We start from the raw sequence: 13,708 nt of genomic DNA on the forward strand, positions 1-13,708 counted from the left end.
ACATCGATCGGAGGGTTCGTGCCTCGTTCACCGCGAGCGGCGGACACCGCGGGCGCACCGGTGAGCGCCGAGGAACAGCGGCAGCTCGAGGCGGTGGCGCCGCTCATCGCCACGCATTTCCGCCGCGCCCACGGCGATATGCCCTCGTCCCTGCGCGCGTCCTTCGAGGCGGACGGGCTGGGCAATCGCCACGGCGCGGTCCTGGCCCAGGTGCTGGCCGCGGGCAGCCTCAGCGTGAGCGATCTGGCCCGTCGCCTCGGCATCAGCCTCACCAACGCGAGTCAGCTTGCGGGAGAACTGAATCGGGCCGGTTGGCTGCGACGCCACAACGACCCGGGCGACAATCGCCGGACCCTGCTGTCGCTCCCCGACGACCGCCGCGACGACGTGGCCACCTTCATCAACCGCCGCTCCGACGCCCTGCTGCGCGCCATGTCCCGGCTCGGCGCCGAGGAACGCCGGGGCTTCCTGGCCGGCCTGCAGGCCTGGGCCGAGGAAATCGACCGCTGACGGCGCTGCCCTACCGTCGACCGCCTCCCATTCCACTGGTAGCGGGCCCCTGGCGACCGACCAGCATGGGCTGGTCGGGCAGACTGACCGGGTGGGAAACCTACCTGTGGCATCGATGGTCTGCGCGTTCATCGGTGCGATCTTGTTCGCGGTGTCGGCGGTGGCGCAGCAGCGGGCCGCAGCGGATGTGCCCGAAGGGGATGCGCTGGTCGCCAAGTTGATTCGGAATCCGCGGTGGCTGGCGGGTTTGATCGGGGACGCGGGCGGTTTCGCGTTCCAGGTGGCGGCGCTGGCGCTGGGCTCGGTGCTGGTGGTCCAGCCGATCCTGGTGACGGCGCTGGTGTTCGCGCTGCCGCTGGCCGCACACTACAGCGGTCGCCGGGTGACGGCGGTCATGTGGATGCAGGCGGCGGCGCTGTCGATCGCGCTGGCCTGCTTCCTGGTGGTCGGGGACCCGACCGAAGGAGTGATCGACGCGCCCTGGCATCGATGGATGCTGCCGCTGGGGTTGACGCTGGGTGTGATCGTCGCGGGCATCGCGGTGGCAACCACGGTGCGGGTGCCGACCCTGCAAGCCATGCTGCTGGGCACGGCCGCGGGTCTGCTGTTCGGCATCTCCGCCGCTCTCACCGATAATGTCACCGAGCTGTTCCGGGTCGGCATCGGCACCGCACTGACCAGTTGGGAGCTCTACGTCCTGGCCGCGTGCGGCATGCTCGGCCTGTACGTGCAACAGCGCGGCTATCAGGTCGGCCCACTGTCGGCCTCGCTGCCGGCCTTCACCGTGGCCGAACCGCTGGGCGCGGCCTTCCTCGGCATGACCGTCCTCGACGAGCGGCTGCGCTCGGGCCCCGTCGGCACCGCCTTCGTCGCCGCGGCGGTCGTCGTCATGTGCGTTGCGGCGGTGCGCCTTTCCCGCGCCCAGGCCGCACCCGCCCCCGAACCCCGGCCCGCCACCGACTGACCATCGCCGCCACGCCCGAAATCCCCCGTTTTCCTGGCGATTTGCATTAACCACCCACCCATAGGCTAATGTTCTGTCCCGCAAGCCGATCGGCCCACAAGGCCGGGTGAGCACGCGGATGTAGCGCAGCTGGTAGCGCATCACCTTGCCAAGGTGAGGGTCGCGGGTTCGAATCCCGTCATCCGCTCCACGGGGGATTTTGTCGGCGCGATTAGCTCAGCGGGAGAGCGCTTCCCTGACACGGAAGAGGTCACTGGTTCAATCCCAGTATCGCGCACCATAGTTCGACCAGATCAGGCCCGGTTCCCGCCGGGCCTTTCTGCTGTCGTGAACAACGTGGGTCTGGCATCCCGAATCATGCTGACCAATAGGCTGATTCGGGCAATCTGTCACGATGGCCGGCAACTCGGTTATCATCGCGATGCCGGAATCGAATTCAACTTCTTCTCGACCCCGTCGGTTTTCACTCCGGGAGCACCCGTTCACCGAGGGTGGCCACTACCCGGAGAGCGACCTCCAAGGCCATCCTGTGTTCGTCGAGCGGCTGCGGCAGTAATTCCTCGACCTGCTGCATCCGGTAGAGCACTGTGTTCTTGTGCACGTTCAGTGATTCGGCGGCCTTGGCCATGCTGCCTTGTTCGAGGTAGACCAGGGCGGTATCGCGCAGCCGTGCGGTGGCCGCGCCCCGCTCTGCGAGGCCGCCCAGTTCGCGGCGCACCAACCGCGACAGCGCGGCGATGTCGGCGGCCAGACAGCTGACGAGTTCGACATCGCGGTACAGGGTGACCGGCGCGGGCTCGGTCTCCGCGGCGATCCGGTAGGCCCGCAGGGCCTCCTGGTGGCTGACGCGGAATCCTTCCACTCCGGTCGCGGGGACCCCGGCCGCCAACTGAACGATCGGTTGACGCTGCTGAAATGCCTTCAGGTGAGCGATCTTCCGGAGGTCGGGCACTTCCGGTGTGGCCAGCCAGGCCCAGAGCATCCGGCCGCCGGCGGGCAGCATCAGCGGACGTGGAGCGCCGAGGGCGGTCGCGATGTCGACTGCCAGTGTCTCCAGCATCGCCGTGACGTCGTCCTCGGTGCGGTCCAGAGTCCAGATGATCAGTCCGGTCTGCTGGATGTAGAGGTTGTGCCCGAGTTGCCGTGTGCTGCGCTCGATATCGACCCTGTCCTCGTGCAGGATTGCCTCGACGAGCTCGCGCCTGCGGGTCAGCGCGCTGCTCGCTTGCCGCCGCGTCTCGTCCAGGAAGGCCATCTCAGCGCGCTCGGTAGCACCGGATATGGTGCGGCTCAAGTGATCCCACTGTAGATCCAGCACCACCGGCAACAACTCCGGATCGGTGATCTCACGGCAGGCGGAGGTCATGATCTCGGCCCAGCTGATACGTTGCAGGGTTCGGTAGCAGCGTTGCAGCAGTGCGATGTCATAGCCACGCCGGGCCAGTCCGCGCCCCAGGGCTTTGGCGGCGTTGGGTAGATGGATATCGCCGGGGCGTTCGTGCGGGCCCTGGCTGAAGTACGCGCCGACGCCGTCGTGCACCGCGACCCGCAATTCCTGCCGAAGCGCGACGTCGGACCCGATCTCGGGCACGTCGGCGGCGATGGCGTCGATCATCCGTCCGGACAGGGTGGTCAACGCCGGCTCGGCCACTTCACGGTTGGCGAACGATTCGAACCAGGCTCTGGCCTCCGCAACCAGGTCACGGGGTTGACGCATATCGATTCTCCCGAGCGTACGTCGATGTACAGATGGCAGCGGTGGCACACTACAGACTGCCGCGGCGGCACAACCGCAGCCGGTCGCCTTGTGACTCACGGTACAAGCGTGCAGTTCCGCTACCACAGCACACTGACCGTCATGAGCACTACGGACACCCCTTCACAGCTGTCGCAGGCGAAGTCGCTGTGCGAGCTGTTCCAGCGCACCTGCGCGACTCGAGCCGGAGATCTCGCGCTGCGCACACTCGACGGCAAGACCGCGTTGACGTGGGGTGAATACGGTGCTCGCGTGCGCCGGCTCGCGGCGGGGCTGGCGGCACTAGGTGTCGAGCACGGTGACACGGTCGCGCTCATGCTCACCAACCGGCCCGAGTTCCACCTGATCGACGCCGCCGCGTACCACCTCGGCGCGATCCCCTTCTCGGTCTACAACACCAACGCTCCGGCGCAGATCGCCTACCTGTTCGAAAATGCGGCGAACCGTGTCGTCGTGTGCGAAAAACAGTTCCTGGCGCGGGTGCTCGAGGCCAAGGCAGACAGCCTGGTCGAGCACGTGATCTGCCTCGATGACGCCCCGGCGGGCACCATGACGCTGGCCGAGCTCGAAGCTCTGGGCGATCCCGAGTTCGATTTCGAATCCCGGTGGCGCGCGGTTCGAGCGGACGACACGATCACCATCATCTACACATCCGGCACCACCGGGGCGCCGAAGGGCGTGGAGATGTCGCATCGCAACGCCGTCTTCGGCACCGAAGCGATGCTGGGGATCCCGGAGTTCGCGGCGGGTTGCGGTGGGCGGGTCGTGTCCTATCTTCCCGATGCGCATGCCATCAACCGGTGGGTAGCCCACTACATGCCCGCCGTCACCGGTGCGGCGGTGTACACGGTGGCCGACAGCAAGAACCTCGCGGCCGCTCTGCCGACGGTGCGGCCGACGGTGTTCATCACCGTGCCGATGCTCTGGTACAAGATCGAGGCGGCGGTGCATGCCGCACTCGCCGAACAGACCGGCCGGCGCGGTGCGGTGGCCGCGTGGGCGCTCGAAGTCGGCCAGCGCAAGGTCGCCGCGGATCTCGCGGGCCGATCGATCTCCGTGGCGCTGCGGCTGCGGTATCTGCTGGCCGAGCGTCTGGTGTTGGCGCGGTTGCGGGAACGAATCGGTCTGGACCAGATGAGTATTGCCTATACCGGTGCCGCGCCGATCACCCCAAAGACCCTGGAATTCCTGCTGGCACTGGGGATTCCGGTGGCCGAGGCGTGGGGTATGTCCGAGATCGGTCTGGCGACGTCCAATCGTCCGGGTGCGCAGCGAGTCGGCACCGTCGGCATGGTGCTGAACCGGGTCGAGGTGCGCTGCCTCGAGGACGGTGAACTGGTGGTCCGCACCCCCGGATCGATGAAGGGTTACCGCAACGACCCGGTCCGCACCGCCGAGGCCGTCGACGCCGACGGCTGGGTGTACACCGGCGATATCGGAGTCATCGATGCCGACGGTTATGTCAGCATCGTCGATCGCAAGAAGGAATTGATCATCAATTCCGCGGGCAAGAACATGTCGCCCACCAATATCGAGAACGCGATCCGTGCGGCGAGCCCGCTGGTCGGTTCCGTGGTCGCCATCGGCGATCAGCGCAAATATGTGACCGCGCTGATCACCCTCGAGCCCGAGGCGGCGGCTGTATTCGCCGCCGAGCACGGCGTCGAGGGGTCGCCGCCGGTGCTGGCGGCCGATCCGGCCGTTCGCCGCCGGCTCGACGAGGCCGTAGCCGTCGCCAACGCGCGACTGTCACGGGTCGAGCAGGTGAAGGCCTACACCGTGCTGCCGGTCTTCTGGGCACCCGGCAGCGACGAGGTCACTCCCACGATGAAGCTGCGCCGCGCCGTTATCGCCGAGAAATACGCGAGCGAGATCGATGGGCTCTACACGCGCGACCGGACCTGAACACGCTGCCGCTCAGGCATTTCCAATCGTAGGAACCGTCGCGTCGAAGCGACAGAACGGAAGAAAGAGAGCAATGACGACAGAAGCATTCGTGTACGACGCGATTCGCACCCCGCGAGGTCTGGGCAAGCCGACCGGTGGGCTGTACACGATCGCGCCGGTTGAGCTCGCCACCGGCCTGATCCGGGAACTGCTGCGGCGCAATGAGGGCATCGACGCGGACCGGATCGACGACGTGATCCTGGGCTGTGTCAGCGCAGTCGGTGAGCAGGGCTTCGGCATCGCCGAAATGGCGGTACTGCGTGCGGGATTGGGCGAGACCGCGGTCGGCGTGCAGCTCAACCGGTACTGCGCTTCGGGACTCGAAGCGGTGAACACCGCCGCCCAGAAGATCGCCTCGGGCTGGGAAGACCTCATCTTCGCCGGTGGCGTCGAATCCATGTCCCGGGTGCCAATGGGCTCCGACGGCGGCATGGTCGTCGCCTCGGATCCCAATGCCTACCAGCGCACTCCGATCATTCCGCAGGGACCGGCCTCGGATCTGCTGGCCGCCAAGTACGGGTTCAGCCGGACCGATCTCGACGCCTTCGCCGCGCGCTCGCACCAGAACGCCGCCCGAGCGTGGGCCGAAGGCCGGTTCAAGGATTCCGTGGTGCCCGTCGCGGACCTCAACGGTGTCGTCGTGCTCGACCACGACGAACTGGTTCGCCCGGACGCCACCGTGGAGTCGCTGGGCGCGCTGAAGCCCGCGTTCGCGGCCATCGGTGAGCACGGCGGCTTCGACGCCGTCGCGCTGCAGCGCTACCACGAGCTCGAGCGCATCGAACACGTACACACGGCGGGCAATTCCTCGGGCATCGTGGACGGCGCGTCGCTGCTCGCCATCGGAAACACGCGCGTCGGTGCGGAATTCGGGCTCTCCCCGCGCGCCCGGATCGTGGTCACCGCGGTCCACGGATCCGATACGTCGATCGGCTTCACCGGTCCCTACCCGGCCTGCCGCAAGGCGTTGGACAAAGCCGGACTGAGCATCGACGACATCGACCTGATCGAGGTCAACGAGGCGTTCGCGGCCGTGGTGCTGACCTTCGCCCGGCAGTTCGACATCGACGTGGAAAAGATCAACGTCAACGGTGGCGCCATCGCCATGGGGCACCCGCTGGGCGCGACCGGCGGCATGCTGCTCGGCACCGTCATCGACGAACTCGAGCGCACCGGCAAACGCTACGGCATGGTCACGCTCTGCGCGGTCGGCGGCATCGGCATCGCCACCATCGTCGAGCGCCTGAGCTGATCCGCCCGCACCAGAGAGGACTTGAAAGACAATGAGCGAGAACATCATCGGCTGGGAACTCGGTGCGGACGGCATCGTGGTGCTGACTGTGGACGATCCCTCCCAGACCGCGAACACCTGGAATGCCGCCTTCCGGCAGTCGCTGGCCGCCACCGTGGACCGGCTGGAGGCCGAACGGGAGACCTACGCGGGTGTCGTGATCACCTCCGGCAAGGAAATCTTCAGCGCCGGAGCGGATCTCAAGGAGGTCGGGCCACTGTTCCAGAGCGCGGACGCGGTACAGATCGCCGCCTTCTTCGACGGGGCGAAGGCTCTGCTGCGTCGGCTGGAGCGCCTGGGCAAGCCGGTCGTGACCGCAATCAACGGCACCGCGCTCGGCGGTGGCCTCGAACTCGCGTTGGCCACACACCACCGAATTGCCGTGGACCGTTCGGGAATTCAGATCGGCTTGCCCGAGGTGACCCTCGGTGTGATTCCCGGCGCGGGCGGCGTGGTGCGCACCGTGCGCATGTTCGGCTTGGCGGGCGCGTTGATGAACGTGCTGCTGAAGGGCACCAAGTTCAGCCCGCGCCAGGCGCTCGCGGCCGGGCTGGTCGACGAGGTGGTCGGTACCGATGCCGAATTGCTGCCCGCCGCGCGGGCGTGGATCGCAGCCAACCCAGCTCCCGTACAACCGTGGGACCGCAAGGGCCACACCCTTCCGGGCGGGCGCGCCACCGAGGCCGAGCTGTCGCAGCAGGTGTTGGCGCTGGCGGCCACCGTGCGCAAGCAGCTCAAGGGAGCCGATCTGCCGGCCCCACGCAACCTGATCGCCGCCGCGGTCGAGGGCAGCCTCGTCGACTTCACCGCAGCGTCCACGATCGAGACCCGGTATCTGGTCAACCTGGCGATGAATCCGCTGACCGCCAACGGGATTCAGGCATTCTTCGACCTGCAGCAGGTGAACCGGAACACTGATCGCCCCGCCGGGACGGCGCCTTTCCGCCCGACCAAGGTGGCGGTGATCGGCGCGGGCATGATGGGCGCGGGTATCGCCTACGAATACGCCAAAGCCGGTGTGGCCGTAGCCCTCAAGGACATCTCGCTGGAGGCAGCCGAACACGGCAAGACGTACTCTCGCACCCTGGTCGAGGCCGCGGTCGCCAAGGGCCGCTGGACCCAGCAGCGCGCCGACGATCTGCTCGCCCGCATCACCCCGACGGCCGACGACGCCGACCTCGCCGGTGCGGATCTGATGATCGAGGCCGTGTTCGAGGACCCCGAACTGAAGAAGAAGACCTACGGCCAGGTCGAGCCGGTCCTCGACCGCGGTGCGCTGCTGGCGTCGAACACCTCGCAGATTCCGATCACCGGACTCGCCGAGGGAGTCACCCGGCCGGAGGCGTTCATCGGCATGCACTTCTCCTCGCCGGTGGACAGGATGCCGATGGTCGAGGTGGTCAAGGGTGCTCTGACCGACCGGGAAACGGTGTCGCGCGCGGTGGACGCCGTCCGCATGATCAACAAAACACCGATCGTGGTCAACGACGGTCGCGGCTTCTACCTGACGCGCCTGTTCATGGCGGCCACATTCGAGGCGTGCGAGATGGTGGCCGATGGCGTGCCCGCCACCTCCATCGAACAGGCGGCGCTCCAGAACGGCATGCTGACCCAGCCCCTGCTGGTGCTCGACCAGGTGAGCCTGTCGCTGTCCCGGCAGATCATCGCCGACCGGGAAGCCGCGGCGGGTAGCGCGGACAACCGCACCGCGGGCGAGGGCGTCGTGGTCCGCATGGTCGACGAATTCCGGCGCCTGGGCCGTGCCGCCGGCGCGGGCTTCTACGACTACGCGGACGGCAAGCGCCTCGGGCTGTGGCCGGGCTTGCGCGAGGCGTTCGGACCTGCCCGGGACATCCCGTTCCAGGATCTGCGCGATCGCTACCTGTTCCGGGTGGCGTTGGAGGTGGTCGCCTGCCTCGAGGAGGGCATCGTCGAATCCGCGGGCACGGCCAATGTCGGTTCGGTCATGGGCGGATTCCCGGCCGGAACCGGCGGTGCGCTGTCGTTCATCAACACCTACCAGGGCGGCCCCGCCGGATTCGTCGCCCGGGCCCGCGAACTCGCCGCCGCCTACGGCCCTCGATTCTCCCCGCCCGCCTCGGTGGTGGCCGCCGCCGCGAACGGCAGCCTCGTCGGCCACTGAATCACCAACTCCTGCAACCAGATCGGACCATCATGAACGCATTCATCCTCGACGAGGATCACCTCGTCTTCCGCGACAACGTCCGCAAGTTCGCCCGCGAGAAGTTCACTCCCGGCCAGCTGCAACGGGCCGCGAGCACGCAATACCCGCGCGCGGAGCTGCGGGAGTTGGCCGCTGCGGGTCTCACCGCATTGGCCGTGCCGGAGGAATACGGCGGACAGGGCGCGGACCTGCTCGCCCTCGGGATCGGCGCCGAAGAAATCGGCTACGCCTGCTCGACCATGGCGCTGGCGTACTTCTTCGTCAATGTGCAGACCAGCTTCTTCGCCGCACACGCCCCGGCGGCGGTGCGCGAGGAGTGGCTGCCCAAACTGATCTCCGGCGAAGCCATCGGCTGCACCGCACTCACCGAACCCGGCACCGGCTCCGACGCCTCCGCGTTGACCTGCCGCGCCGAGCGGGTCGAGGGCGGCTGGAAACTGTACGGCGAGAAGTCCTCCATCACCCAGGCTCCGCACGCCGATGTCGCCGCCGTCATCGCGCAGACCGATCCGGGCAAGCGCGCCAAGGGAATCGGCGCCTTCGTGGTGCCGCTCGACGATCCGACCATCGCGCGTCAGGCGTTCCAGGACCCGGGCTGCAAGCCCATCGGCCGCGGCGCGCTCACCTTCGACGGCACCTTCGTGCCCGACTCCGCCGTGATGATGGAACCGGGCACCGGCTTCCACGGGATCATGCGCGAATTCGACCTCACCAGAACTCTGATCGGGCTCATGGTGATCGGCACCGCGCAGCGCGCCGTCGACATGACAGTGGAATACACCAAGCAGCGCACCACCTTCGGGCAGCCGTTGGCGGTGAACCAGGGTGTGCAGTTCCCGCTGGCCGAGCACAGCACCTACATCACCGCGGTCCGGGCGCTGGCCTATCAGACCCTCGGCTTGCGCATGGCGGGCGAGCCGCACACCGCCCAGGCGGCGATGCTCAAGTGGTGGGCTCCGCAGGTCGCGATGGCCGCCGTCAACGACTGCGTCGTCCTGCACGGCCACATCGGCTGGTCCGAGGAAATGCCGTTGCAGGCCATGTTGCGCGACGTGTCGGGCTACCAGATCGGTGACGGCACACCGCAGATCCAGAAGATGATCATCGCCCGCGATCTGTACAACCGGTGACGACGACGCCTGACGCATAGGCCGGCGAGGATCATCTGGCTGGCGTCATCAGTGGTCCGCCAACCAAGTGATCCTCGCCGTCGACGTCACCGCCGTCCACCGTGTCTCCTCACCTGAGCCACGCCAAGGAGATATCCCATGAACGGAAACCAGTCCACAGGCGCGCGCCTCTACGCCGAGGACCTCACCGAGATAATCGGTGTCACGCAGGAACTCGGCCGATACAACCTGACCGAGGAAGCCATCCGCGCGTTCGCGCAGCAATGGGATCCGCTGGCGATCCATGTCGGCGATGGCGAACACTTCGGCGGGGTAATCGCCAGCGGCCTACACACTCTGTGCGTGTTCCAACGACTCGCCGTGGCCGGCGTCTACTCGCGATGGGCCGTCGTCGCCGGACGCGACGTCAGGGGCATGACGCTGCCGAAACCGGTCCACCCCGGAGACACCCTTACGGGCCGGGTCACGATCGCTGAGGTCGCGCCGGCGCGGGGCGGGCGAGCGAAAGTCCGTGTCCAGGGGGAACTCTCCAACCAGCACGACGAGCGCGTCATGATCATCGAACTCGATGGCTACGTCCACTGCCGAGGCAACGCCGCCGCACCTGCGGCCCCGACGACGTCGGGGGTGGAAGATTCGCAGGTCTGAGCGGCATACGACGCACCGCGCTCGGTCGCTCGTGGTCATCTCAGCAGGGCTGCTCACGTGGTAGCCGACCCGCTCGCATCCCGTTCGCACGCGGCCAGCTGGGTCACCGACCAGACGATCGCGGTCAACAGCGGATACTCCTTCACCCACTTGCACGAGAAGAGGGCTACATGACACACGCGCTGGTATTGCTGTTAGCCCTGCTTATCGGCGTAGTTGCGGGCCTCCGGGCGCTCACCGCACCCGCGGTGGTGGCCTGGCCAGGATCTGAAACCAAGCCGTCACGAACCACCGCAAGGCACTCGAGAAATTCGGATCGGCTGCACCGACTCGGCACACCGATAACTGCGGTGGTAGAACGGCAGTCAGATCTTCAACGAAAGCGGGCCGATGTACTCCCTCAGGCAGATCGCACGCACAGGCATCGTCTTGTTGTGCGCGGCAACAGGATTGGTCACCGGGCACGTGGGGACCGCGGCAGCGGAAGGTGGTGACCGGGACCCGGTCCTGGTGATCGGCGGCATCTATGCGGATCAGGCGCGGTTGGAGAGCCTCCAGGGTTGGCTCGATGCACGCGGATATTCCACCTTTTCGATGGTGCTGGCCGGGAATCCCACGGGGACAGCACCGATCTCGGAGTCGGCGCAGGCCGTCGCCGACAAGGTCGCCGATATCCGTCGACAGACCGGGGCGCGACGGGTGGATCTGGTCGGTCACTCCATGGGCGGTCTCGCACAGCGGGCCTATGTGAAATTCCTCGGCGGAATCGATTCGGTCGGAACCTACATCGACTACGGCACACCCGAACAAGGTGACGACCTCGGAACCCTATGCTCCGAGGTGTCCCCGGGATGCCAAGATCTGGTACCGGGTTCGGCATTCCTGACTCGGCTCAATGCGGATCCCGCGGTGCCGCCGGGCCTGATCGCCTACCACTTCTTCTCCGACAACGCTGGGGCGGAGAAGAGCCCGCTGCCGGGTGCGACCAATGTCAGTATTCAATCGTTCTGCCCCGGCCGTACGGTCTCCCACGGCCAAGAGCCGATCGACGGTGCATTGCAGCAGTTGATCGATTCCGCGCTGCGTGGTGCGCCATTGGCCACCAACTGCCCCTGAACGCCAAGGTCCGGCGCGTGTGGCTTCGCTGACCTCCTCCCAGTGCTCACAGCGCCAAGCGACTGACCGCCCGCTATCAACGCGAGGTTGAAGAACAAGCTCAGACCCGGACGAGTGTCCGATCCGGGTCATATAGTGCCCGATGCCATTTCACTACAGAGCACTCCGCAGCTCCGATCGATGTGAGTGCAGCGAGCCGGTCGTAATCGGTGGGGACCGGATTGATACCAGTGGCTCACCGGAATCGATCGGCCCTCGCCAGTATCAGCTCTTGCTCCGATGAACGCGTCTTGTGCTTGCAGCGTCTCAACCTGCCATATCGTCTACTATCACATGTAGTAGAGCGTCGGCGCTGCCTGCACCGACCGGGCACAGCCGCGCGGGTCATGATGCCGAATGCGCCAGCCCCGGCCCGAATTCGGTTGATTCGGACCAGATCTGCGGGCTTGCCCGAGTCACAGGCGACAGGGGAAGAGACGGTCGAGGAAGATCTCGGTAGGTCCGTCGGCGGGGAGTCGCGAGCCACAGAATCGAGTCTGTGTCCTCGGTGGCGGTCAGCTGGCCGGTGTTCCGATGCCATCTCGGTCAGGTGGCGGCGGCAATCTGGTGGTGGATGTCCGCCAATGCTGTGGTCAGCCGGCGGATTCCGGGCTCTTCCACCGGGTAATGGCCTGCATCGTCCAGGACGACAAGGTGTTTCGGGGCAGCGAGTCGGTCGAAGAACGTTTCGCTGAGCGCCGATGGTGTCCAGCGATCTGCGCCCGGGTGGAGCAGCCACACCGGGCAGGCGGCGAAGTTCTCCGGCTCGACCAGTGGGGCTGATCGCACGTAGGTGCGCAGGAAGCCCAGCGGTATCCGGACTCCCCCACCCCGGGGATCCGCGATGACAGTAGCGGTGAGGTCGGGAAGGCTGGACATTGCCGTGATGTTGGCGACCCATCGCATCGGCACCCGGACACTGTCGATCGCGGGGACGAGCAGCCGTGTGCCGTAGCGGCCGAGCCAGCGATATCTCCCGATAGAGCTACGGACTCGCGGCGATCGAGGATCGAGGAGACAGGTCGCAGCGATCGCGTCGACCATCCCGGTGCGGGCCGCCGCCTCGTAGGCGAGCATCCCGCCCATACTGGCCCCGAACACGACCAACGGGCGCGGATCGGCCGCCTTCTCGGCCCGGACCAGGTCGGCAACGCAGTCCACCCAGTCCGAATAACGCACTGCCCGAGGCGATCCCACCTCGGTGCGGCCATACCCCGGCAGGTCGGGCGCCGATACCTCGAAGCCCTGAGCGATCGCCAAGGCGGCGAACGGCCACATCAGCGCCGAATGTCCGCCGCCACCGTGCACCAGCAGCATCCGCACGCGCGCCTGGGGTCGGGGGACGCGCTCGATGTGGATGCGCGCGCCACGCCATCGCCACCATGTCGACTCGGGTCGGAGTTGCAGGCCGTGCCCGAGGTCAGCGGGAAGAAAGGCGAGGTAGATGCCGTGCATGTCACAATAATTCGAGTAATCCTCGGTTCTGACAACTCGGTTTCGGGAGCCCATGTCGACACCCCGTAAAACACCGCGCCAGCAGCGATCGGAGTTCACCTTCGACGCGATCCTCGATGCGGCTGCTCGACTTTTCCAGCAGCACGGCTACGCCGCGACCACCACCAACAAGGTGGCAGAGCTGGCCGGCGTGTCCATCGGGACGCTCTACCACTACGTGCCCAACAAAGACGCGCTGCTCTATGCCCTGGCCGAACGCCATCTCCGCGACGGCGCCCAGGACCTGCTGGCCGAAGCAGCCCAATTACGCAGCGAGCAGCCACCTTTGATCGACACCGTACGACGGCTGATCACCGCGGTCGCCCGCTTGCACACTGCCGCGCCGCACATGCATCGGCTGCTCTACAAGCAGGCGCCTCGCACACCCGCCAGCACGGCGAAGCTACGACAGTTCGAGCAACTCCTGGCCGGCGAGGTCGCCTTTCACCTCAGCCGTCTCGGTGTGGCCGGAGCCGATCCCACATTGACCGCGCTGCTACTGATTCAAGCGGTCGAAGCGCAGATCCACGGTGTCGTGCTCGAGCCACTCGACGGCCACACGATCGAATCCTCCGTCGAGTTCGTGAACGAGTTCTGGACGCGAGCACTCGCCGCACAGGCCACCTGA

11 protein-coding genes, 2 tRNA genes and 1 pseudogene are annotated in these 13,708 nt (G+C 66.8%); 12 read left to right on the forward strand and 2 right to left on the reverse strand.

What is annotated here, in order from left to right:
* Positions 1-18 precede the first annotated feature (18 nt).
* From ACFXHE_RS22040 to ACFXHE_RS22055, 4 genes are all read left to right on the forward strand, one after another.
* The gene (locus ACFXHE_RS22040) at positions 19-510 is read left to right on the forward strand and encodes a MarR family winged helix-turn-helix transcriptional regulator (RefSeq protein ID WP_379385720.1); all 492 of its coding nucleotides are present in this window, start codon (positions 19-21) and stop codon (positions 508-510) included.
* A gap of 91 nt (positions 511-601) precedes the next feature.
* The gene (locus ACFXHE_RS22045) at positions 602-1,474 is read left to right on the forward strand and encodes a DMT family transporter (protein WP_379385722.1); all 873 of its coding nucleotides are present in this window, start codon (positions 602-604) and stop codon (positions 1,472-1,474) included.
* Positions 1,475-1,588: 114 nt separating this feature from the next.
* Positions 1,589-1,664, forward strand: a tRNA-Gly gene (locus ACFXHE_RS22050).
* Between the two features lie 15 nt (positions 1,665-1,679).
* A tRNA-Val gene (locus tag ACFXHE_RS22055) sits at positions 1,680-1,754 on the forward strand.
* Between the two features lie 183 nt (positions 1,755-1,937).
* Here ACFXHE_RS22055 and ACFXHE_RS22060 read toward each other — a convergent pair.
* Positions 1,938-3,191: a PucR family transcriptional regulator gene (locus tag ACFXHE_RS22060; RefSeq protein ID WP_379385724.1), complete on the reverse strand. Its 1,254-nt coding sequence runs from the start codon at positions 3,189-3,191 to the stop codon at positions 1,938-1,940.
* Positions 3,192-3,332: 141 nt separating this feature from the next.
* Here ACFXHE_RS22060 and ACFXHE_RS22065 point away from each other — a divergent pair, with 141 nt between their 5' ends.
* The 7 genes and pseudogenes from ACFXHE_RS22065 to ACFXHE_RS22095 all read left to right on the forward strand — a co-directional run bounded on the left by ACFXHE_RS22065 (position 3,333) and on the right by ACFXHE_RS22095 (position 11,547).
* Positions 3,333-5,135 (forward strand): AMP-dependent synthetase/ligase, encoded by a 1,803-nt coding sequence (locus ACFXHE_RS22065; RefSeq protein ID WP_379385726.1) that lies wholly within the window; start codon positions 3,333-3,335, stop codon positions 5,133-5,135.
* 73 nt (positions 5,136-5,208) lie between these two features.
* On the forward strand, positions 5,209-6,429 hold the full coding sequence (locus tag ACFXHE_RS22070) for an acetyl-CoA C-acetyltransferase (protein ID WP_379385728.1): 1,221 nt from the start codon (positions 5,209-5,211) through the stop codon (positions 6,427-6,429).
* A gap of 31 nt (positions 6,430-6,460) precedes the next feature.
* Positions 6,461-8,611: a 3-hydroxyacyl-CoA dehydrogenase NAD-binding domain-containing protein gene (locus ACFXHE_RS22075; RefSeq protein ID WP_379385730.1), complete on the forward strand. Its 2,151-nt coding sequence runs from the start codon at positions 6,461-6,463 to the stop codon at positions 8,609-8,611.
* 32 nt (positions 8,612-8,643) lie between these two features.
* Complete coding sequence (locus tag ACFXHE_RS22080) at positions 8,644-9,783, forward strand: acyl-CoA dehydrogenase family protein (protein ID WP_379385732.1); 1,140 nt, start codon at positions 8,644-8,646, stop codon at positions 9,781-9,783.
* A 138-nt stretch (positions 9,784-9,921) separates the two neighbouring features.
* Positions 9,922-10,431, forward strand: coding sequence for a MaoC/PaaZ C-terminal domain-containing protein (locus ACFXHE_RS22085; protein WP_379385733.1), 510 nt, complete (start codon positions 9,922-9,924; stop codon positions 10,429-10,431).
* A 170-nt stretch (positions 10,432-10,601) separates the two neighbouring features.
* Positions 10,602-10,691 (forward strand): annotated as a pseudogene (locus tag ACFXHE_RS22090) (DUF4126 domain-containing protein); the annotation flags it as partial.
* 205 nt (positions 10,692-10,896) lie between these two features.
* Entirely contained in the window at positions 10,897-11,547 is a 651-nt protein-coding gene (locus ACFXHE_RS22095) for an esterase/lipase family protein (RefSeq protein WP_379385735.1), read from the forward strand.
* Positions 11,548-12,132: 585 nt separating this feature from the next.
* Here the strand turns inward: ACFXHE_RS22095 and ACFXHE_RS22100 are convergent.
* The gene (locus ACFXHE_RS22100) at positions 12,133-13,041 is read right to left on the reverse strand and encodes an alpha/beta hydrolase (protein WP_379385737.1); all 909 of its coding nucleotides are present in this window, start codon (positions 13,039-13,041) and stop codon (positions 12,133-12,135) included.
* A 52-nt stretch (positions 13,042-13,093) separates the two neighbouring features.
* Between ACFXHE_RS22100 and ACFXHE_RS22105 the strand changes: the two genes are divergently transcribed.
* Positions 13,094-13,708, forward strand: a complete 615-nt coding sequence (locus ACFXHE_RS22105) for a TetR/AcrR family transcriptional regulator (RefSeq protein WP_379385739.1) — start codon at positions 13,094-13,096, stop codon at positions 13,706-13,708.

This window comes from Nocardia sp. NPDC059229, from assembly GCF_042754165.1.
GTDB lineage: Bacteria > Actinomycetota > Actinomycetes > Mycobacteriales > Mycobacteriaceae > Nocardia.